Below are 21,440 nucleotides of genomic sequence, written 5' to 3'. Positions count from 1 at the left end.
TTCTTATCCGAAGCTCAGGTTCTGTTAGGTTAATCCCTTCGAAAGTGACACCTAAGTAATCAGTTACAGAGTATGTTGCACTGAAATCTAGCTGTCCGTAATCTTGATGCTCGCGGTTACCGTACCAACCTGGTGCTTCACGAATAATAAACTCTGAACGCCAGTTATATGCTAAACGAGCAGAGAAATCATCATTTTCATAAAAACCAACTACGTTATAGCTGTTTTTCGATGAATCAGAGAATACCCCAACACGGCCTGGGTAATTCTCTGCTGGTGCTTGCGCATCTGAATAAGTGTAGTTAAATGAATAACCAAAGCCGTTATCGAATGAATCTTGAATTTGGAACTCAATACCTTCGATTGAACCACCCGTACCATTTGTTGATGAGCTCACTGTCCAACAGTCATATTGCTGAGCACCACACGGTGGCTCGCCGGCATCTGGGTTAGTCGTATAAACTGGGATGTCTATACTAATTTGTTGGTTTGTTTGTTGTTGGGTAGAAATACATGAGCTTACTTCTTTAGTGAAGTAAGTGACGCTTAACATAGCATCGTCATCAAAATACCATTCAACACCAATGTCTGCCTGGAACGCTTTAAATGGGCTTAAACCTACATTACCCGTATTTAACATTTCATTTAAAGGACGGTTATCTGTATAACCCGCTAGATTACGCGTTGCAAATAAATCTGCGTAATTAGGGCGAGAGATAACTTGTGCTGCTGAAGTACGTAAGATTAAGTCGTCAGCTAAGTCCATAACCACGTTTAAGCTTGGTAAGAACTCACTGTAATCGGCTTTGTCTGTAGATAATGTCGAATCGTAAACACCTTCATCACTCAAATCATAGTAATCTGACGAAATATCAGTTGATATGTAACGAACACCTAAATTACCGCAAATACCACCGGTGTCAAAATCAGCCATCGCATATAAAGCAAAATTTTCTTCTTCTATGGTGCCGTATGCTTGTGGACGTGCTGTATAACCTTCTGTCATTGCTAATGAATCAGTAATCATTAGATCCATATCAGGTTCAGGTATTACAAAACCACCACCCGCAGTCACAGTACCTGGGTAGTATTCATTAGCATTACGTACAGGTACTAAATCGGCATTCACATTAGCTGCATTACCATCTTGTACAACTTTGTGATCGGCATATCTTAAGCCCGTTTTAATTGCGGTAATAACACCAAGCTCAACAGGAATTTCAAAGTCTAAATTTAAGTAACTTTCTTCATCTGAATCAGGGTTGTATTCAGGCGCCCAAGTTTGTGGGCTGATGGTATCAGGTAAAATGCTAGCATCGTATGATTGGTTAGCTAAATTAAATCTAGTCACGTCGCCAGTCATATCAATAGACCCATTTAAGTCGCTATTGTTATTTGCAAACAAACCATAGTTTGCCGTTGTTACATCACTGTCTGCGCTTGTTTTACCTACACGACCTTTAAAGGTGAATAACTCTGAGTCATATTTCCAATCTAAGTCAACAGTATCAGACTTCATGCTTGCTTTACGCGCCCATGTTTGGAAAAAAGCCGTGCCATTGCCGTTGATATTACGCGAAACACAGTTACCTGAGGCGTTCGTTTGTTCACATGAACCATCACCTGGGAATATAATGATTTGCGAGTTAGCATTGTTAGCATCTAGCTCTAAACTTGTATAAGTTAGACCTAAAACTAGCGAATCTGATGGCTGATATTGCATAGCTACATTATACGCCGTACGCTCACGAGCTTGCTGAAAGGTTGTGGGTGCCATACCGCCACTCCAACCACCTGACGATTCAATACCGTTACGTTGGTAATCTACTTCTGATAATGAACCCGCAGCTAAGATACCAAATGTTTCACTATCATTTTTCCAGCTGTACAAGCCTGAAAGCTCAGGATCTGTCTCTTCAGATACTGTACCGTAATCAGCTTTAATACTGGCAAATACAGTGTTTGCATCTAAATCGAGTTTTAACAATTACAGTACCGCCGATACCACCTTCAACTAGGTTAGCTTGAGATGATTTATAAACTTCTAAGCCACCTACTAATTCAGAAGGTAGTAATGAATAATTAAAGCTACGATCGACCGCTTGTTGATCGAACCAGCTAGTTGAGGCAACAGTATGACCGTCAAGTAATGTGCGTGTTAATTGAGCTGATGCACCACGGATAGATACTTGCTGATCCTGTCCAAATTGACGAGATACACTGACACCAGAAATACGACCAAGAGATTCACCTACATCGCCATCAGGAAACTTACCAACGTCTTCAGCTGTTACAACATCAACAACGGCATTTGAAAAACGCTTGCCGTTTAAGTTTTCTTTATTTGAAGCGCGAATACCCGTAACTTGGATTACTTCAACATCTTCTTGAACTTTAGTTTCATCGGCTGCGAATGCAGCACCAGTGAACCCGGCTCATTACTAAGCCGATATTTACTGCTAATAAGCTTTTTTTAAAATTTTTAGCTAACACAGGATTCCCCTTGAATCATTTTGTTGGTTTTTGTTTATCATTTTGCCTACCGCCATGATAGCGCTGTCATGGAAGTAACAATCCATACATGAAAAATTACAATTTTGCTACATTTTCCCGCTCTTCTTGTATGAAAAATAGCCAGCCCAACATTAAGCAAATGATTTTAAAGAAATTAATTATTGCATGAAAAAGCCGAATTAAATTTATTTAATTCGTTCACATTTCCAGCATGTACTTGAAGCATTTTTAAATTGATTTTGTTTAAAACGACGTGGTGAGTAGGAATTTTCAAACCGTAAAACATGCTTGTGAGTTAGTGTTTAATAAATTTAACCATTTGATTTTTTGGCTATAAGTAAAATTTATTCAGTATTTACAACCGGTGTAAAAGCCTATTTTATACTGCTAATTGTGGAGGCAATACTCAGCATTTCATCTTTATCTCTGCGCTGCTTTTTTTAATTCAGCAAAGAGTAAAACAGATCAGCAATAAAAAAGGTCAGTAGCAAAAGCGACTGGCCTTTCATTAAACCATCAATACAAAGAGGTTTAGCGCACACCTAATTTATATTAAAATTAGGGCGCCCAATACACTTCAATGTTGATCTCAGGGTGATTTAATACCGCACGTAACGGCATGTCATTCACATCGCCCCCCGCTAAAGCTTGTTTATAAACAGCCAGCTTTTCATCGCCACTAATTAGCAATTTAACCACTTTAGATTGTGCAATCGCATTTAACGTTAAGCTCATGCGCTCAGTAATACTGCCTGTTACGTCACTTTGTATCGCGTTGATAGCGCACACAAGTTGGCTTGAATCTAAGCCGTTTTTCAGGCCTTGTGCATGTGGGAATAATGACGCGGTGTGGCCATCTGGGCCCATGCCTAAAATAGTCACATCAAAAGGACGTTTTAATGCTTGAAACTGCGCTTCACAGGCATCAACCCCTTGCTCTGCAGTGGCTGCTGTATTTTTCATGCTAATAAAATTAGCCGCTGCACCATGGTTTTGTAACAAAGTACGCTTGATGAATGCTTCATTACTCTTTTCATGACTTGCCTCAACCCAGCGCTCATCAACCATAGCAACATCAATGTTTGCCCAGTTTAAATCAAGGGTCGATAAATGTTTATAAGCCGGCTCAGGTGAAGAACCGCCTGAAACCATTAATACTGCACGGCCATCACGTTCAATACCATCACGTAAAGCATGCTCTAACGACTGAGATAATTCATCAGTCAGCGCAGCTTTATCGTCAAAAAACTTTTCTACTATTGTTGCCATCACTTATGCCTTATCGCCAGTGTTAAACCAAACATGATTATTCTCTGCTAATAATTCATCTGCATCTTCAGGGCCCCAACTACCGGCTCTATACAGTGCTGGTTTACCTTTCTCTTGCCAACGTTCAATTATTGGATCAATCCATTTCCATGCTTGGCGTACTTCGTCGCGGTGAATAAATAATGATGGATTATTTGCTGCAGCATCAAGCATTAAACGTTTGTAAGCATCTGAGTGAAAGCCATTACTATATGCTTGCGACAGCTCAATGTTCATCGTTACAGGTTCAAGTTGCATGTCTAAATTATCTAAACGCTTCGACATCAGCGTTAATTGAATGCTTTCTTGTGGTTGTAAACGGATCACCAAACGGTTTGGCTCGATATTACCTACGCTGTCCTCATACACGTTATGAGATACTTTTTTATATTCAACCACAATTTCAGCGCAGCGCTTTGCCATACGTTTACCGGTACGCAGGTAAAAAGGCACACCTGCCCAACGCCAATTATCAATGTGCGCACGAATAGCCACGAAGGTTTCAGTTTTACTTGCCCCTTCGTTTAGCTCTTCTAAGTAACCTGGGACTATTTTACCGTTTAAATCACCCGGTACGTATTGCCCACGAATAATATTGTCATCAACATCGCTGCCCTCTAATGGGCGTAATGCTTCTAATACTTTTAACTTTTCATTGCGAATACTATTGGCTTTAAGTTTATGCGGTGACTCCATTGCGACTAAGCAAAGTAGCTGTAACAAGTGGTTTTGCACCATGTCACGCAAGGCACCGGCTTTATCATAAAAACCAGCGCGGCTCTCAAGCCCTACCGTTTCTGATAAGCTAATTTGGATATTATCAATCGATTTAGCATCCCACATGTTTTCAAATAATGAATTTGAAAAACGCAATGCCATTAAGTTTTGAACGGTTTCTTTGCCTAGGTAGTGGTCAATACGGAAGATTTGATCTTCGTCGAAGTACTGTGCAATTTTCGCATTAATAACTTCTGCAGACTCGCCACAATAACCAATTGGTTTTTCTACAACAACACGTGAATTGGCTGTTATTAATTTTTTAGTGGATAGAATTTCACAACAAGTGCCATACACAGCTGGCGGAAGAGATAAGTAAAACACACGAGATTTATCGCTGTCGTCTTCATCAAGAACCTTTTTCAGTACATCCCAGTTATCATCCGCTTCGGTAACATTACTCACTACAGGCACTAAAAACGCTGAGAACGATTTCCAATCCTTAGCGTTATACTCGCCCTCGCTTAAAAATTCTTGTAATGCTTTGTGTGCGGTATCAATGTATTCATCACATTTACTTTGTTCGCGCACGGTAGGCAAAATACGTGAGCCTTGCGGTAAGTTACCTTCTTGATATGCTCGATACATTGCAGGAAGTAATTTGCGTAACGCAAGATCACCACCGCCCCCAAAAATTATAATATCAAAAGGATTAAGCATAGTTACTCTCTACGTTTATGCTACCTGCCACTACCGTATTGGTAATCAGTTATAGCGGTTTATTATCTGGATAATGCAGGCCTTAGCACAAAGCCTACTAATGTTGTTCGTTATATGCGCCATAAAAAATGGGTCTAGGGACACTGTAATTCCTCTCACAAAAATACAGGCCCTAGGACTCCAGCGCTACCCGTTCAAAGGTATTTGGTTACTTATTGTGTAATAAGTGAATGTGTTACTGCGTACGGTGTTGTTTGTAGTACGCCATTAAGCCCTGTGTTGAGCTGTCATGCTCATTAACCACGTTATCATCGGTTAATTCAGCTTCAATTTTAGATGCTAAGCCTTTACCAAGCTCAACGCCCCACTGATCAAACGAACATATTTGTAAGATAATGCCGTGGCAAAAAATCTTATGTTCATACAGTGCAATTAAACGACCCACCGCTTTTGCATCAACCGTGTCTAATAATATAGACGTTGTTGGGCGGTTTCCTTGATGAATTTTATGCTTTAGTAGCATTTCAATTTGCGCAGGCGTTTTGCCTTTGGCTGTTAAATCAGCGGTTATCTGCTGCGCATCTACCCCGTTCATTAATGCTTCGGTTTGTGCAAAAAAGTTCGATAATAAAATAGTGTGATGCTTATCAACGTTAACCTGTGGTTTTACAGAGCCAATAAAGTCCGCAGGGACAATTACATTACCTTGGTGCAAACATTGATAAAACGCATGCTGGCCATTTATTCCCGTCATGCCCCAAATAATAGGCACGGTAGTGTAAGGTACGGTTTGCCCATCAAAAGTGACGTGCTTACCGTTACTTTCCATTTCACCCTGTTGTAAATACGCAGGCAACATATGCAATGCTTGGTCGTAAGGTAAAATAGCTTGCGAATCAAATCCTAAAAAGCTGGTATTCCATACACTCAACAGAGCCATAATTAAAGGAATATTCTGCTCAAGCGGCGCCGACTTAAAGTGCTCGTCAACTTCAAACGCCCCTTCTAAAATAGCTTCAAATGCTTCAAAGCCGGCATAAAGTGCAATAGGTAAACCAATCGCACTCCAAAGTGAAAAGCGACCGCCAACCCAATCCCACATGGTAAATACGTTTTCGTCACTAATACCAAATGCCGCGGTTTTTTCTAAATTGGTGCTTACTGCCACAAAATGCTTTGCTATGGCGCTTTTATCTTTGGCGCTGTTTAAAAACCAATCAACCGCTGTTTTTGAGTTGGTCATGGTTTCAGAGGTAGTAAAGGTTTTTGACGAAATAACAAATAACGTTGTTTCAGGGTCAACTTTATTCAATACTGACGCAATTTGTACGCCATCAGCATTAGAAACATAATGAACGTTTAACGGTTTATCAACCACTGCTTTAAGTGCTTCAGTTGCCGTTTGAGGGCCTAGGTTTGACCCCCCTACTCCAATACTCACTACATATTTCACCGCTTTACCGGTGTAACCTAACCACTGCCCGCTGCGTACTTTTTTAACAAAGGTTTTCATTTTAGCAAGTTCGCTATCGACCGCCTCAGTAATATTTTCACCGTCAACAATAAGCGGTGTATGGGCGCGATTTCTAAGTGCGGTATGCAATACGGCACGGTCTTCGGTGATATTTATTTTCTCACCGGCAAACATTTTTTCACGCCACGCTTCAATATCACACTCTTTAGCTAATGAGATTAATTGAGCGAAAACGTTCTCATCAATACGTTGTTTTGAATAATCAAACAATACACCAGGAATGTGAGTAGAAAATTGAGAAAAACGAGAATCGTCTTGTGCAAATAAAGTTTTCAGATGTGTTTGTGCCATCTTTTGTGCACTATTTTCTAGTGCTTGCCAACTTACTAACTCAGAACGGCTCGCCATGTAAACATCCCCTAAATTATTAATCTATTGATTTAAAGCGCTTTATTTAATTTTTTACGACGCAAAATAACCGAATTTTGTAAAAAGCAAAGCCAAATATTATAGCTTAAAAAGTCTAATTTGCGTTATTTTTATAAGCTTTGATGCAGATAATAGCGCAATTTTTTGCTTTTGACACCGGTATCATAAAATTAAAAATTGAATTTAACAACTGATCAGCCCTTCTCTTTAATGAAGATTTTATTAATTTCTAACTGATCCAAATTAAAGCGAGCAAAAAAAGGCCGACAAATGTCGGCCTGTCCTCTTAATAAACAATTAACCGGTTAACGCTAAACCACCTGATAAGTTATAAACACTGCTGTAACCAAGTTCAGTCAGATTTGCTGCCGCAATTTTTGAACGGTTACCACTGCGACACACCAAAATATACTGGTTGTTTTTGTCCAATTGGCCTTGCGTAAGTGCATGAGCCATTCGACTTAAAGGAATATTTAAGGTTTTAGCTATGGGTACGTTTAGCAATACGCTTAAATTATTAGCGCCGTGTTCATAAGGTTCTCGGGTATCAATTAAATACGCATTGCCCTTTACCAGTATTTCTTTTGCTTGGTTAAAACTTAATTGCGAAGTTTCTACAGCAGGCTTGGCATTAACATAACCACAGAGCGTATTGGCTTGTGTGTGCTGTTGTAAATCTGCTTGCTGTTTTTGTGCGGCAAATTCAGCGTCATTAATATCACCTTTAAGTAAGGCTTGTAATAATGGCGTTTGCTGCTGTTGAACAGCCCAGTTCATTGCAAAGCACTGTTGGTAATCATGCCCTGAACACACCACACTTTGCGGATTAAGCTCTGCTGCTAACATCGTCAAGGAATGTGCCATTTGCATTGCATCCCCGCCATCAAGCGCGGTATTTCCAAGCCCTGCAGGTAAAATTAAATCACCACAAAAACAGTACTGAACATCTCCATTATTCGCTTTTAATAAATAACTCACGCTATCTTGGCTATGCCCTGGTGTGGCTAGCTTTTCGAGTACGTGAGTGGTTAATTGCAATGTGTCGCTATTCGTTGGCCAGCCTAATTTATCAACCTCTCCAGCGACTAGGTTTTCTTTAAGTGCGCTGCGCATTAAATCAAGTGCGCAGTGACGTTCTTGATGCTCATGCGTATTTAAAATAGCGGTAATAGTTAAATTTTGCGTAGCTACTATTTTTTCAAAGCGAGGGATCAGTTCAATAATCGGATCGATAATAAATGCATGTTGATCATCTGTTACATACAACCAACTACATGCACCTTGGTGTCTAAATTGGGTAAGCCCTAAAGCACATAGTTCTTGCAAAGGAAAACTGCTATCAGAAATCACTAAACAGTTAGCTTGTAATACCGTTTTAAGCGCTCTAATTTGTTCACATGCATCATCTATTTGCGCCATCGTAGCAGCAGGGCCAAATGACAAACGAATAGCGTTTTCACTTTGCCACTGTGAGGCTCCCATCGCATCAAGCACAAAGCTCTGCGTAGCTCCCGTGCTGCATGCAGAGCCACCGCTGACCCTAATACCTGCAGCGTCAAATAAATCAATAACTTCTTTACTGGTTAAATCGTTAACCGCAAAATTAAGCGTTGTGGGCACAGAGCAGGCAAAGTCATGATTAAAGGTAATACTTCCAAAAGTATCAACTAAGGCGCTATGCAGTTTATCTCGATACAAGTTAAGTACATCTATTGATTTAAAAGTCTCGTCTTGTTTATCTAGCAGCAAACTAAACAGCTTATTGAGCCCAGCTATACCAGGCAGGTTTTCTGTACCAGAGCGCATGCCACTTTCTTGGCCGCCACCGGCTATAAAAGGCGTGTATGGGCTGCCTTGACGAATATACAATAAACCTATGCCTTTAGGTGCATAAAGTTTATGCCCTGAAAAAGGCGCATAATCAATCGTTGTTTCACTTAGGTTGAGCTGTTGTTTGCCAAGCGCTTGTACACAATCAACCATCCAAGTGACTTGGCTATTACGACTACGAATCACCTTTTCTATGGCGCTTAGATCTTGGTAAACACCGGTTTCATTATTAACGGCCATCGTGCAAATCATCAAAGCGTTATCAATATGCTGAGCAATAAAGTCTAAATCTAAAATACCATCACGATTAACCGGAATTGCAATAATGTCAGCGTTAATCTCAAGCACTGTATTCCAATGCTTTAGCGTATTAGGCACCGCTTTATGTTCGGTTGCCCCATACAATAAAACGGGGTTTGGCTTTGTATGGTGTTTTGCATTAATGAGCGTCGATACGATGGCGGTTTGAATTCCCTCAGTAGCACCGGAGGTGAATAAAATATCACCTTGCTGCGCGCCAATGACGGTACGGGCTTTTTGCCTAGTTTGTTCTAATAAGTGCTTGGCTTGAATGCCGGTTATATGAGGACTTGAGGGATTACCAAAACAAATTTGCATAGCATGGCACACCACCTCTGCAATACAGGGCAATACAGGTGTGGTCGCATTTGCATCGAGATAAACTTGAGCTTTGGGTTCATCTGGCAATAAAAACTCTGACATTAAAAACGCACCTTATTACTAAAAAATATATCTTATTCCCAATAGTACATAGTTTTGACAGGAATGAGTAATAATCTTTCGTAATTAAAGTGCGTTTACTATACCTTTTAGTTACCGAGCTCTTGCGCGAGTTCTTCGTGTTTGGATGACCAGGCATTAATAAGTGCTTTGACTAATGATGCTAATGGAATGGCAAAAAACACTCCCCAAAAACCCCATAGCCCACCAAAAAATAGCACCGCAACAATAATAAATACCGGATTTAAATCAACCGCTTCAGAGAACAATAAAGGCACCAATACGTTGCCATCGAGCGCTTGAATAATGCCGTATATAATTAAAACGGTCCAAAATTGAGTTTCTAAACCAAACTGAAACAGCGCTACTGCGGCCACTGGTATAGTTACTAACGCTGCGCCCACAAACGGAATAAGCACCGAAAAGCCTACGAGAACGCCTAAAAGCGCGGCGTACCGTAAGTCCAGTATGGTAAAAGCAATAAACGACACAGAACCAACAATTAAAATTTCAAATACTTTGCCACGAATATAATTCATTATTTGCTGATTCATTTCATGCCACACTTGTAAAATTAAGCGGCGTTGGCGTGGGATCATTTTAGCAATGCTGGCACTGAGCTCTACTTTATCTTTGAGCATAAAAAACACCAGTAGCGGTACCAAAATAAGGTAAATTAACCATGCTACAGCGTCTTTTAATGAATTAAGCGACGCAGATAATACCACTTGGCCAAAGTCGAGTACTTTGGTTTCAACGGTTACTACAATTGACTGTACTTGCTCTGCACTAATAAGGCTGGGGTATTTATCAGGCAGATCGAGTAAAAACGATTTACCTTGTTCGACCATATGCGGTGTTTCTTGGACTAAGTTACTGCTTTGCTGCCAAAGCACAGGGCCTATAACCAATATTAAAGTGAGCATAATGCCAATAAATATCAGCATTACTATGCTGGTGGCAGTAAAACGCTTAAGGCCAAACCGTTCTAAGTGAACCACAGGCCAATCTAATAAATAAGCTATGATCAGTGCCACTAACACAGGCACAATTAATGGGCCAAAAAAATACAACATGGCAACCAGTGCCAACAATAAAAAAAGTAAAGTGACTGAATCAGGATCAGAAAACTTTTTTTCATACCATGCTTTTACATATTCAAACACGTAACGGCTCCACTAATAACAACCCCTGTTGTTTATTTAACTTGTAATAATACGCTTTTTTTTGCAAATATCGTTCAATATCATCAGTGTTTTGTTCTTGTGAGATATTAAAGGTAATTGCTTGTTTTAACGATATTGCATCACGCAGCCCTAATTTAAACTGAATAAATTGCTGTGGGCATTTATAAGTGCGTAAATTTAGCTCTAGCATACTCGTTTCGCTACCTATTCACATTAATAATAAGTCCTATAACAGGGCCAATTGAGATTAACCGCAGTTAAATTTAACTTTTTCTTAAAACAACCTCTGCAATGGTTTATCCTTATAACATCGTTAGCTATCAGGATACGTTAATGCCTAATTCGCATAATAAAGCGCAATTGCCTAGCAATCCAACTCTCAAAGAAATTAATTGGTTTAAAAAGCAAATTAATTGGGGGAGCTGCCGCATTTTTATCATTTAGTGGCTTCATCGGTGAGTGAATGTGAAAGTATTTTAGATCACGGATTTGATAATGCCATTAAGCGTATTATCGACAAACGCAATTGGAATTTAGAAGCGCTGGGAATAGACCCCAACGAACTTTATGAAAAAGAAAGCAATAACAAGCCACGAATTTCACTACATCAAGTGTTTACCGAGCGTGGTTTTGAATTACAAGCCTTCCCTTTTTCTAATGATACCGCCATCGATAGGTACGCACGACATGATGAATCAATGGAGTTTAGGTTATGGGATCCATTGACTATGAAAACCGTTATTCGCATTAATCAGTTACATAAATTCATTGGCTTTTACTTAGACCAAGGCGATGAGGCAGATAAAGCGCTTATATTACATTCTCACAAAGTGGTTCATAAAATTATTGCTTTTTTACAAACTCAATTGAACATTGTTAAGGTTGATGGGGTCACAATAAAGGCGTTTTATCAACTATGTGAAAAGGACAGCCGTTTATACACAGATGATCCTTCAAGTGCTAGTGCCCCTGATAAAAAATAAACAAGGAATATAATGCAGCTAAAATCAGCCTTTATCACTTTATGCAGTGCAGCGCTTACATTTAGCCTACTGATAAGTGAGCCGTTAAAGGCACAAACCAATCTTCAACTGCCCGACTTAGGCACTTCAGCCTTACAAGCATTGCCAATTGAAAAAGAAAAAGCGATTGGTGAAGTGATGATGATGCAGATCAGAGGCTCATCGCCTTTGATTAACGATCCGGTGCTTGATGAATACCTAACAACTTTAGGTAGAAAGTTAGTTGCTAACGCCAATGATGTACGTTTTGGGTTTTCATTCTTTTGGTTAAATAATCCCGAAATCAATGCATTTGCATTTTATGGCGGCCATGTTGGTGTACACACCGGATTAATAGCCCAAGCCGATAACGAGAGTCAATTTGCATCGGTTCTTGGCCATGAAATTGCACACGTTACACAGCGCCACTTAGCAAGGCGCATTCAGCAGCAACAAGATAATAGCGGGCTTACCATTGCCGGCATGATTGCTGGTATTTTAGCCGCGGTTGTAGCCCCTGATGCCGGTATGGCTATTATTTCAGCCAGCCAAACACAATCAGCTTTCAGTCAGCTGACACATAGCCGTTCTGCCGAGCAAGAAGCAGACAGAATGGGCATGCAAACCCTCAACAACGCAGGGTTTGATGCCAGAGCATCAAGTGAATTTTTAACTAAACTTGCCGCACAAATTCGTTATAAATATAAACCACCGGCGTTTTTACTCACTCACCCTCTTCCTGAAAGTCGTGTGTCAGATGTTCGCCTTCGCGCCGAGCAATACCCTAAACGCCAGGTAAGCTCGAGCCTTGATTTTGACTTAGCAAAAAGCCGAGTCCTGGCGCGTTACGATAACAAACCCGAAAACGCAGAAGCCTTATTTAGAAAGTTAATGCGCGAAAACACCTATAACAACGTAGCATTACAATACGGTTTAGCTATTAGTTTGCTTGATCAAAAAAAGACGGATGAAGCACAGCCTATTCTTGATGAGTTACTGGCAGACGATCCTAAAAACTTATTTTATATTGATACCAAAACAGATTTACTCATTGCACAAAAAAAAGCCGCAGAAGCTGTTAGTTACTTAAGCGAGTTAAATAATTATCGGCCAAATAACCAAGTGATAACCTTAAATTACGCCAACGCGGCACTAGAGGCTGAGCAATATGAGTTATCTGAAAATATATTAAAGTCGTTTTTACTGGAAAAACCCGATCACAGTTTAGGCAAACAGCTTTTAACTGACGCCTACAAAAAACAAGAAAAATTGGCGGCCTACCATGAAGCCAATGCCGATGTATTATCTCAGTATGGTGCGTATTTAAAAGCGGCCGACGAAATACAAAAAGCGCTTAATTTTGTAGAGCCAAGTGAAAATGTTAAGCAACAGCGCTTAAAAGCGTTACTCACACAGTATCGGTTATTGCAAAAAGAGCTTGCGAGGCTTTAAGTCTTTAGTGAGTTCACCTAAAATAGCCACAATTTATACTTTGGATGTATTTTTATGTCAGTTACTATTTATCATAATCCGCGTTGTTCAAAATCACGCGAAACCCTTAACCTATTACAAAGTAAAAACATTGAACCGAGTGTTGTTGAATACTTAAAAACACCCCTTTCTCATGAGCAAATTAGTACCTTAGTTTCTCAACTTGGGTTTAATTCGGCACGAGATTTGATGCGCACCAAAGAAGAGCAGTACAAAACGCTTAATTTAAAAGATGAAAATAGCGAGTCGGTGCTTATTGATGCCATGGTCAATCACCCAAAACTAATTGAGCGCCCAATTGTAGTAAATAACAATAAAGCAGCACTAGGTCGCCCGCCTGAAAACGTATTAAGCGTTCTATAATGAGCACAACCATCGTGGTGCTGTATCACTCAAGCCATGGCTCGGTAGAAGCCATGGCGCATGAAATAGCAGAATCGATAGAACAACAAGGTGCAACCGCCTTGCTGCGTACGTTTGTAGCTAAAAACCCGCATGACATTGTGATCAGTAAAGACGATTTAGTTGCCTGTGATGCGCTTGCATTTGGTACGCCAACCCGCTTTGGCATGATGGCCTCACAAGCAAAAACGTTTTGGGAAACCACCAGCGATCTTTGGCTCAAAGGCCAACTCATCGATAAACCTGCCTGTGTGTTTTCATCATCAAGCAGTATGCATGGTGGCAATGAAGCAACCCTACTCAATTTGTCATTGCCTTTGTTACACCATGGGATGATGTTGATGGGCGTACCTTACGATGTACCTGAGTTGCTCGGCACCGAAACAGGAGGAACACCTTACGGCGCTTCCCACGTTGCTGGCAGCAGTAACAGCTCTACCCTAAGTAAAGATGAAATTAAAATATGTCAAAGCGTAGGCAAACGCTTGACTCAAGTAGCGAGTAAACTTAAATGACCCAAAATAGCGAGTCTGCTAAAAAGCCAGTGACCGTAAAATTTCAGCGCCTAGCCCTATTTGGTTATTTTGGCCTGCTTATTTTAATGCCACTATGGATGTTTGTGTTAGCACCGAGAGAGGGTCACAGTGACGCCTTTCTATTTTTAGTCTATGTGCTACCGCTATTATTACCTTTAAAAGGCATACTACAAGATAAAACCTACACCTATGCATGGGCTAACTTCATTGTTATGTTTTATTTTATCCATGGTTTTACATTGCTATGGGTTGCTCAAGATGAGTTAGTATGGGTATTGCTAGAGTTACTATTTGCCTCATCTATGTTTATTGGCTGTACTTACTATGCACGCCATAGAGGACAAGAGCTTGGACTTAAAATTCGTAAGCTTAAAGATGAACTTGCTGAAGAAAAAGCAGCGCATGAACACGATAAAAACAACTCATAGCTATCAGCTCAGAACATAAAAAACGCGCTTTATTAGCGCGTTTTTTTATAATTAAGTAAGTGGTTAAACTAACTCACTTAAAGCTGCTAGTCCCACTATACACGCTAAACCTAGCTGGGATACAAGGCTAAAAACCGACATCATTCTTAATAAAAACAACCCCCAAGGGTGCTTTACGTGCGGATACAACGAACAGCGCTTTAAATTTGTTGCAAAGAAAAAACACACCACCGCCGTCATGGTCATAAAAAGAGTGAGCTCACTTTTTATAGTGATATTTTCATCAAAAAAGAAAAACAACTGTAGCGGTAACAATAAAGCCACAACCGCATGTAATACATGCACTTTTTTAATTCGATCTAACTGCCCTTCTGGCGATAATTCTTTAATACCAAAATCACGTTCAAGGCATTTAACTAAGTTACTGGCTTTGATGCTTACAGCTAAACGGTAACAACTTAATCCGTCGTTATTACGCGCTCTAAAATCATACCCTGCTTTAAGCAGTAAAATCATTAACGATTCATTTTTACTCATCACCGCGTAATGCAGCGCTGTATTACCTTTAATGTCTACGGCTTTTTTATCTTGGTATTGCAGGAGCATTTCTATTACATTTACATAGCCTTTTTCTGCAGCCCACATAAATGCTGTTTTGTTATCTTCATCGCTCAAGGTACCCGTCGCACCTTGTTCAATAAAGCGCATAGCCATGGTTTGCTTAGCTTTTTTCTTGTTTAAATGGGCAAGTAAGGCATTTTCTAACAACACAATAGAATCAACATCAGGCGAAACCTGAGTTAATAAAGTAAAGTAATCTTTGCCTGCAGCTACCTTTTCGCTAGTAAGCTCTGCTAAATATTCAATGTCTGCAATCGACTGAGGAATATGCGCACTTAAACGCTCTCTAAAGTCGACCTCTTTCCAAATAGATAAGGTATCTGCAGCTGAGAGCTTAGCACCCTGTTCAAGCGCATGTTCTATCAAAGTAAAAAAACGTTTACTAAAAAACAGACTGATTAATGAAAGCGGCGTTTCAATATTATTTTGTGCCGATACACTTGCGTATTTTTCAAGTCGCTGACACAACATTAAAACAATATTTTCTATACTGTAATCATTGGCAAAATAATGCTCTTTAAGTGCAGCAATATAGACTTGTGCATCTTCATCATATTCACAGATATGCTGAAAATAACATTCTTCAAACGGCTCTAGGGGGGTTAACCAGGTTAAATAATAAATTGGGGGCAAAACCGTAGTACAAACACCATCATCTTCTTCAGTAGAGCGACAGGCAGGCCAAGCTTCTAAAGCATCTAAAATGAAGGCACCGTTTTGTTCAACCAGCCCTTTGACCAATAACGGGTATTCCTTTGGCCAAATTAGTACATTTTCCATTAAAACAACACAACTCCAGTGTAGCTCGGGTGAGTGGTCAGTTATAACTGTTTTTAGCTGACACCACGCTTAATCAAAGAAGTCGATATTCTAACACAGCTTGGTAGTCAAGCTAGCGTAAACTCATGCAATATAGACCAAAATACAAAAGCAGCTAACGACATGCGCCATCAGCTGCTTTTACGGTTGGAGCTTTTAATTGCAAAGGAACTAGCTTTGCTGCAGTTCAGCTGTGACTTGGTCTAATCCCACATCAGAAATTCGTTGAATGATCTCTTTTTGCTTAGCACTGAGTAACGAAATTCCCTCAGCAACAATATCGTATACTTTCCATTGCTGATCATTCCCCAAACGCAGTTTAAAGTGCAGATCTATGGTGGGTTTATTAGTTTCAATAATTTGCGTTTTAACAGTGGCAAATTTAGAGTCGCTTGCAGTGGCGTCTTGCTCAAATATTACATCTTGCCCTGTATACTTCATTAGTGCACTCGCATAAGTACCCGTTAAGTAATGCTCCACCGCACCAATAAACGCAACGCCCTGCTCGCGGTTGATACCTTTAATATGTTTACCTAATAATTTAAACGACACAAACTTAATATCAATATGTGGCATCAAACGCTGCTCAACAATTAAAGACATCGCTTCTTTGCTGGCATTACCTTGCGCATTTACCTGCCCAATATCGTTAAATAATGATTCGGCTACAGTTTGCAATAATTGTTTAGGTGACGGCTGAGTTTGTGCATACAAAGCACTACTGAAAAAAACAGCAACAACCACTAAAAGCTTTATAAGTTTCATAATAAATGGATAGTTTAAATAATTAAGTTTAGCGTAATTTACGCAAATAACAGGCAACAAAAAAGGCATAAATAAGCACCTTATTAATGCCCAATTAGCACCAATATAATTAGTTAAATAAATTCAATCAGTTAAAGTGTTCAGTTAACAAGCCATCTACAAGCGGATTTTTGTCCTCATTGAAAACAGTAATTCACCGCCCTTATCATTTAATTACTAATTTAATTTCCCCCGTAGTTGGCCATTATGAAAACCTCATATAATATGATTTCTATTATTGTTTTTTGTTTATTTTTACTGACAACTCATGCAGCCTATGCATCCCCAAACCATGGCTACGCTGTAGACTTATTAAAAGGCGAAGGCAATGTAACTGGAGTAAAGCTTGCGTATCAGTATTATCCAGAGGGTGCGCAAAACTTTGTGGGTGATGCCCGCTTTTACCTTGAAAGCAGCATTAACCTGTGGCATTACCGCCATGATCAACAGTCACAATCAAACCTGGTGTTAGCTGTTTCGCCAGTAGTGCAGTTCCCAGCATTTAGCCTATACAATACGCCATTTTATGTAGAGGCTGGTATTGGCTTTTCCTTACTTGATGAACGCTATTTTGCCGATAAAAACCTAAGTACTCACTACCAGTTTGAAGACAGAATAGGTCTAGTGGCGGATTTTGGTGAAACCAATGTAGCGCTGCGAATTATTCACTATTCAAACGCCGGATTTAAATCGCCGAACCCAGGGATTAACTTTTTAACCTTGTCGGTGGCACAACGTTTCTAATTGCTTATTTACAGCCCTAGAGAGCATTGCAGCTTTTATTTAATGTGGTCATAATAACCGCTTAATAAAATATAAGAGCATCGTAATGCAAATTTGGCAAATCGTACTCGTTATCTCGATTGTACTGGCTATTGTTATCGGCAATTTAGCACTGCTGCGCTTAAGTGCAAAAAGCGAGTTTAAACACTCAGAATCAAGTTCATCTAGGCAAAAAAGAGAAACAAAAAAGCCCTGAATAATCAGGGCTTTTTTCGTTTAAATCATTACTTAGCCAACTAACCAGTGCGCCATTAAGGCAATAACTGGCAAGGTTACTAAAGTTCTGAGAATAAAAATAACAAATAACTCAAAAATATTAACCGGTATTTTACTACCTAATAAAAGTGCGCCCACTTCAGACATATAAATAAGTTGCGTTACACTCATTGCCGCAATAATAAAACGTGTTACATCGCTTTCAATTGAGCCTGCGGCTAAAATAGACGGAATAAACATATCTGCAAATCCCACCATAATCGTTTGCGCCGCCATTTCGGCTTCAGGTATTTGTAGTAATTCTAAAAATGGAATAAACGGCATACCTAAATATTGAAATATTGGCGTGTACTCAGCAATAATTAAAGCAAATGTACCCACAGCCATTACCACAGGTAATACTGCAAACACCATATCAAATGCGTTGTGTAAGCCCTCTTCAATTGTGCCTTTTAAGCCTGGTGCTTTTTCTGCTTTAGTTAATGCAACATCAAGTGAATGCTTAAATAATGTTTTGCCTTCAGGAACTAGCTCGGCGTTGCCATCAGGTTGTTCACCATCAATAAGCACGTCCTTTTTAAAACGCAGTGGTGGTAAACGCGGAACAATTATTGCAGCCACTACACCCGCTAAACACACGGTTAGGTAAAAAGGTGCAAATAAATATTCAAGCTTTACTTGGCCAATAACAACCAAACAAAAGGTAATTGATACAGCAGAGAAAGTGGTACCAATAATCGCAGCTTCACGTTGAGTGTAGTATTTATCTTCATACTGGCGTGCAGTCATCAAAATACCGACACTGCCATCACCTAACCACGAAGCAACACAGTTAACTGCACTGCGCCCTGGTACGCCAAACAATGGACGCATTACTTTAGTAAGTAAGGTACCCACCAGTTCAAGTAAGCCAAAATTAAGTAATAACGGCAGTAATAAGCCCGCTAAAATAAACACCGAAAACAACACCGGTAATAAATCTTTCAATACCAGCAAGCCGGTATTTTCTGAGGTAATAGCATGCGGCCCAACTTGAAAATAAGTTAAAAGCACAAACGCCATACCAAACAACCGTGTTACTAACCAAATCCAACTCACATTAAATAAATGATTTAACAAGCGAAATTTGGTTAAGCTTTTCGGTTTAAACACACTAAATACCAACGACATTACGCCAGTAATACAAATAATTGTCGCTATTAACCCAAGCGCTATCTCACTAAATAAAGCTTGAATTGCTTTTGCCATTACCGCAATAGGAATCGTCATTATTTCGCCAGACGGTACTGGCGTCATAAACAAAAACACACCGATTAATGAAGGAATTAAAAAAACCAACCACACTTTCAAATCATAACTTTTTTGGACTGGTGCTGGGCCTGATGAATCTAACGGAGACATATTTTCAACCTGTAAAAACCACAAAAAGAGCAAACAGCTCTTTTTGTGGGAAGTATTTATAATTATTAAATTTTAATACCGCGCTTAATTAGCGCCGCTTCTAATGCTTGCTGTAACCCATTCATTGTACCTGGTTCAAGCGTTTCGCCTTTGTCATCCATCCACGTTAGACTGGTGCCACCTTGTTTGGTTTTGCTAACCAAAATTTGGTATTGACCTTCATCAATTGGAAGCTCTGTTGGTTCATCACCCCAAATTGAATCCCATACACTGCTTTCTACTTTCGTGTAATCTGCTGTAATTAAACCTGTCTCTTGGTTTACTTCAACAATTGTGAACGACAAACGCTCTAAAAATCCAGAAAAGCGATCGAATACGGTGTCATACGTTTGCTCAGTAACAAGTGCTGCATTGCCTTTGTTATCAAATCCAAGTTCTAATGAAATTATTCCTTGGCGCTTACGCATATCAACTTCAAGTTGACGATAGCGATAATCAAATTCACTCACCACTTGATTAAGGGCGCGCACTTCTAGCTGTTGTTTTAATAAATCAGTCAGAGGTTTATCACCTTTGAAATCAATAAGCTCAGCCGTTAATGATGCTGTGCGTTGATGCTCTTTTTCTTCAATAGTAAATTTAAAACGTTCTAAATCAACACTTTCATCATCGCCCCATAACCAGCTTTCTTCTGGCTTAACAATGGCGTACCAATCTGTTTCCAGTGTTCCTTGCATTTTGTTTTGTTGTGTCGCGCTAATGTTGTTATCAGCAAGCACTGCTTGAATCGAATCCCAAATGAATACATCTAAATCATCAATGCCATCATTTTTATCAAAATAAATACGTGCTTGTTTATCTGCTTCCTCAACCCAACTGCCTTTAGCAATGGTTAACACTTGCGCCGGCGGACGATAGTTTGTTGCCTCCGGATTATTATCATATTGACCCACATCCATCTTATAAACAGGATCTTGAGCGGGTTGTGATAACGAAGCAGGTGTTTTAACCGGCTCATGAGCGCGGTAATTACGCTCATTATGGGCATCACTCGTAAATACACTACACCCTGACAAACTTACCAATACACTTACTGCTAGTGCTTTTGGGATCCAATACTGCACAGATAATTCTCCTTAGCATACCCTTAATTGTTTTAACAAATATATGAGTGGGTAATACCGATTTGGTTCAGTGTAAAATCAATATTAACTTTACATTTATAATTTGCTTATCTAACTGCATTAAGCCAACAAGATGACCAACAGACTAGGCTACAAATAGACACATTTTTGCTATGGTACTTTCACAAGCTTGTAAAAACAAGAAACACTGCACTATTAACCGCCTAAAATTAACCGTCGCTGTAGTTTAACGCGGGTTTTGTGTTAAACTTTGCCGCCGTGCAACGCTACGTGTTTATTTTTTGTTGCCAAGTCGGTTGTTATCATCCAAGTAACTTAGGTACTTTAAAACCCATGACTGCATTTTCAAATCATCAAATTGTTTTAACCGCAATTGGCGAAGATAGATCGGGCATCGTTAGTGAGCTTACGCAACTCGTCAGTGATTGCCACTGTAATATAATAGATAGTCGCATTGCTATTTTAGGCAACGAACTTACTTTTATTATGCTACTGAGCGGTGATATGTCGGCCATTAGCCGTATTGAGCATACACTCCCTACCAAAGGTATGGAGCTTGGCCTGCTTACTATGATGAAACGCACTTCAAGCCATAATCAAAGCGAGTTTTGTGCAGGCTACACCCTAGAATACACTGGCATAGACACCCCTGGCACATTAAGTAAAGTAACGCGTTTTTTTGCAGATAATAATATTAATATTTGCTCATTAAAGTCAGACACCTACGAAGAGGAAACTGAACTTAAAATGCGCTGTGAACTTGAATTTAATATTCCCGTTGACGTTGATATTGACCAATTTAAAATTAGTTTTGAAAACCTTTCGCACGTTTTAAACGTAGATTACATCTTTCGACGTATTCGCTAAGGAGTT

Annotated in this window: 17 protein-coding genes and 2 pseudogenes; 8 read left to right on the top strand and 11 right to left on the bottom strand. The window is 39.7% G+C overall.

Going from position 1 to position 21,440, the window contains the following annotated elements:
* The 7 genes and pseudogenes from CWC14_RS06215 to CWC14_RS06185 all read right to left on the bottom strand — a co-directional run.
* Positions 1–2,493 (bottom strand): annotated as a pseudogene (locus tag CWC14_RS06215) (TonB-dependent receptor); the annotation flags it as partial.
* A gap of 579 nt (positions 2,494–3,072) precedes the next feature.
* On the bottom strand, positions 3,073–3,783 hold the full coding sequence (pgl, locus tag CWC14_RS06210; RefSeq protein WP_013465246.1) for a 6-phosphogluconolactonase: 711 nt from the start codon (positions 3,781–3,783) through the stop codon (positions 3,073–3,075).
* A 3-nt stretch (positions 3,784–3,786) separates the two neighbouring features.
* Positions 3,787–5,259, bottom strand: coding sequence for a glucose-6-phosphate dehydrogenase (gene zwf, locus CWC14_RS06205; RefSeq protein WP_138561896.1), 1,473 nt, complete (start codon positions 5,257–5,259; stop codon positions 3,787–3,789).
* Positions 5,260–5,494: 235 nt separating this feature from the next.
* Positions 5,495–7,141, bottom strand: a complete 1,647-nt coding sequence (gene pgi / locus CWC14_RS06200; RefSeq protein WP_138561894.1) for a glucose-6-phosphate isomerase — start codon at positions 7,139–7,141, stop codon at positions 5,495–5,497.
* A gap of 318 nt (positions 7,142–7,459) precedes the next feature.
* A complete protein-coding gene (locus CWC14_RS06195; protein WP_138561892.1) occupies positions 7,460–9,715 on the bottom strand; it encodes an aminotransferase class V-fold PLP-dependent enzyme in 2,256 nt (751 codons plus the stop codon).
* Positions 9,716–9,822: 107 nt separating this feature from the next.
* On the bottom strand, positions 9,823–10,899 hold the full coding sequence (locus CWC14_RS06190) for an AI-2E family transporter (RefSeq protein ID WP_016900418.1): 1,077 nt from the start codon (positions 10,897–10,899) through the stop codon (positions 9,823–9,825).
* Entirely contained in the window at positions 10,892–11,110 is a 219-nt protein-coding gene (locus tag CWC14_RS06185) for a hypothetical protein (protein WP_033104406.1), read from the bottom strand. The genes CWC14_RS06190 and CWC14_RS06185 overlap by 8 nt, the downstream gene beginning before the upstream one ends.
* A gap of 143 nt (positions 11,111–11,253) precedes the next feature.
* Between CWC14_RS06185 and CWC14_RS06180 the strand changes: the two are divergent.
* From CWC14_RS06180 to CWC14_RS06160, 5 genes and pseudogenes are all read left to right on the top strand, one after another.
* A pseudogene (locus CWC14_RS06180) lies at positions 11,254–11,903 on the top strand (hypothetical protein).
* Positions 11,904–11,915: 12 nt separating this feature from the next.
* The gene (gene bepA / locus CWC14_RS06175; protein WP_138561890.1) at positions 11,916–13,373 is read left to right on the top strand and encodes a beta-barrel assembly-enhancing protease; all 1,458 of its coding nucleotides are present in this window, start codon (positions 11,916–11,918) and stop codon (positions 13,371–13,373) included.
* Positions 13,374–13,427: 54 nt separating this feature from the next.
* Positions 13,428–13,775: an arsenate reductase (glutaredoxin) gene (gene arsC, locus CWC14_RS06170; protein WP_058154879.1), complete on the top strand. Its 348-nt coding sequence runs from the start codon at positions 13,428–13,430 to the stop codon at positions 13,773–13,775.
* Positions 13,775–14,329, top strand: coding sequence for an NAD(P)H:quinone oxidoreductase (gene wrbA / locus CWC14_RS06165; RefSeq protein ID WP_138561888.1), 555 nt, complete (start codon positions 13,775–13,777; stop codon positions 14,327–14,329). Before arsC ends, wrbA begins: the two co-directional genes overlap by 1 nt.
* Entirely contained in the window at positions 14,326–14,778 is a 453-nt protein-coding gene (locus tag CWC14_RS06160; protein WP_008464564.1) for a DUF2069 domain-containing protein, read from the top strand. Before wrbA ends, CWC14_RS06160 begins: the two co-directional genes overlap by 4 nt.
* Before the next feature lie 63 nt (positions 14,779–14,841).
* On the opposite strand, the gene CWC14_RS06155 is transcribed toward CWC14_RS06160, so the two are convergent.
* Positions 14,842–16,179 (bottom strand): ankyrin repeat domain-containing protein, encoded by a 1,338-nt coding sequence (locus tag CWC14_RS06155; RefSeq protein ID WP_138561886.1) that lies wholly within the window; start codon positions 16,177–16,179, stop codon positions 14,842–14,844.
* Between the two features lie 210 nt (positions 16,180–16,389).
* Positions 16,390–16,983 (bottom strand): MlaC/ttg2D family ABC transporter substrate-binding protein, encoded by a 594-nt coding sequence (locus CWC14_RS06150; protein ID WP_138561884.1) that lies wholly within the window; start codon positions 16,981–16,983, stop codon positions 16,390–16,392.
* A 246-nt stretch (positions 16,984–17,229) separates the two neighbouring features.
* Between CWC14_RS06150 and CWC14_RS06145 the strand changes: the two genes are divergently transcribed.
* Both CWC14_RS06145 and CWC14_RS06140 read left to right on the top strand, forming a co-directional pair.
* Entirely contained in the window at positions 17,230–17,766 is a 537-nt protein-coding gene (locus CWC14_RS06145; protein WP_138561882.1) for an acyloxyacyl hydrolase, read from the top strand.
* An 85-nt stretch (positions 17,767–17,851) separates the two neighbouring features.
* Positions 17,852–18,001: a DUF2897 family protein gene (locus CWC14_RS06140; RefSeq protein WP_008112987.1), complete on the top strand. Its 150-nt coding sequence runs from the start codon at positions 17,852–17,854 to the stop codon at positions 17,999–18,001.
* 32 nt (positions 18,002–18,033) lie between these two features.
* Here the strand turns inward: CWC14_RS06140 and CWC14_RS06135 are convergent, their stop codons facing one another.
* Both CWC14_RS06135 and bamC read right to left on the bottom strand, forming a co-directional pair.
* Positions 18,034–19,422, bottom strand: a complete 1,389-nt coding sequence (locus tag CWC14_RS06135; RefSeq protein WP_138561880.1) for a YjiH family protein — start codon at positions 19,420–19,422, stop codon at positions 18,034–18,036.
* A gap of 65 nt (positions 19,423–19,487) precedes the next feature.
* Positions 19,488–20,546 (bottom strand): NlpB/DapX family lipoprotein, encoded by a 1,059-nt coding sequence (bamC, locus tag CWC14_RS06130; protein ID WP_138561878.1) that lies wholly within the window; start codon positions 20,544–20,546, stop codon positions 19,488–19,490.
* 354 nt (positions 20,547–20,900) lie between these two features.
* On the opposite strand from bamC, the gene CWC14_RS06120 reads away from it, so the two are divergent.
* A complete protein-coding gene (locus CWC14_RS06120; RefSeq protein ID WP_008464556.1) occupies positions 20,901–21,434 on the top strand; it encodes a glycine cleavage system transcriptional repressor in 534 nt (177 codons plus the stop codon).
* Positions 21,435–21,440 lie beyond the last annotated feature (6 nt).

It is taken from the genome of Pseudoalteromonas sp. S3260, from assembly GCF_005886925.1.
Lineage (GTDB): Bacteria > Pseudomonadota > Gammaproteobacteria > Enterobacterales > Alteromonadaceae > Pseudoalteromonas > Pseudoalteromonas tetraodonis.
This window is presented reverse-complemented; position numbering and strand designations above follow the sequence as displayed.

Excerpts from the sequence above, each read along its gene's own strand:
- CWC14_RS06120 (WP_008464556.1), top strand. The coding sequence starts at position 20,901 with ATGACTGCATTTTCAAATCATCAAATTGTTTTAACCGCAATTGGCGAA.
- CWC14_RS06160 (WP_008464564.1), top strand. The coding sequence starts at position 14,326 with ATGACCCAAAATAGCGAGTCTGCTAAAAAGCCAGTGACCGTAAAATTT.
- pgi (WP_138561894.1), bottom strand. The coding sequence starts at position 7,141 with ATGGCGAGCCGTTCTGAGTTAGTAAGTTGGCAAGCACTAGAAAATAGT.
- bepA (WP_138561890.1), top strand. The coding sequence starts at position 11,916 with ATGCAGCTAAAATCAGCCTTTATCACTTTATGCAGTGCAGCGCTTACA.
- zwf (WP_138561896.1), bottom strand. The coding sequence starts at position 5,259 with ATGCTTAATCCTTTTGATATTATAATTTTTGGGGGCGGTGGTGATCTT.
- CWC14_RS06155 (WP_138561886.1), bottom strand. The coding sequence starts at position 16,179 with ATGGAAAATGTACTAATTTGGCCAAAGGAATACCCGTTATTGGTCAAA.
- wrbA (WP_138561888.1), top strand. The coding sequence starts at position 13,775 with ATGAGCACAACCATCGTGGTGCTGTATCACTCAAGCCATGGCTCGGTA.
- pgl (WP_013465246.1), bottom strand. The coding sequence starts at position 3,783 with ATGGCAACAATAGTAGAAAAGTTTTTTGACGATAAAGCTGCGCTGACT.
- arsC (WP_058154879.1), top strand. The coding sequence starts at position 13,428 with ATGTCAGTTACTATTTATCATAATCCGCGTTGTTCAAAATCACGCGAA.
- CWC14_RS06185 (WP_033104406.1), bottom strand. The coding sequence starts at position 11,110 with ATGCTAGAGCTAAATTTACGCACTTATAAATGCCCACAGCAATTTATT.
- CWC14_RS06135 (WP_138561880.1), bottom strand. The coding sequence starts at position 19,422 with ATGTCTCCGTTAGATTCATCAGGCCCAGCACCAGTCCAAAAAAGTTAT.
- CWC14_RS06140 (WP_008112987.1), top strand. The coding sequence starts at position 17,852 with ATGCAAATTTGGCAAATCGTACTCGTTATCTCGATTGTACTGGCTATT.
- CWC14_RS06150 (WP_138561884.1), bottom strand. The coding sequence starts at position 16,983 with ATGAAACTTATAAAGCTTTTAGTGGTTGTTGCTGTTTTTTTCAGTAGT.
- CWC14_RS06145 (WP_138561882.1), top strand. The coding sequence starts at position 17,230 with ATGAAAACCTCATATAATATGATTTCTATTATTGTTTTTTGTTTATTT.
- CWC14_RS06195 (WP_138561892.1), bottom strand. The coding sequence starts at position 9,715 with ATGTCAGAGTTTTTATTGCCAGATGAACCCAAAGCTCAAGTTTATCTC.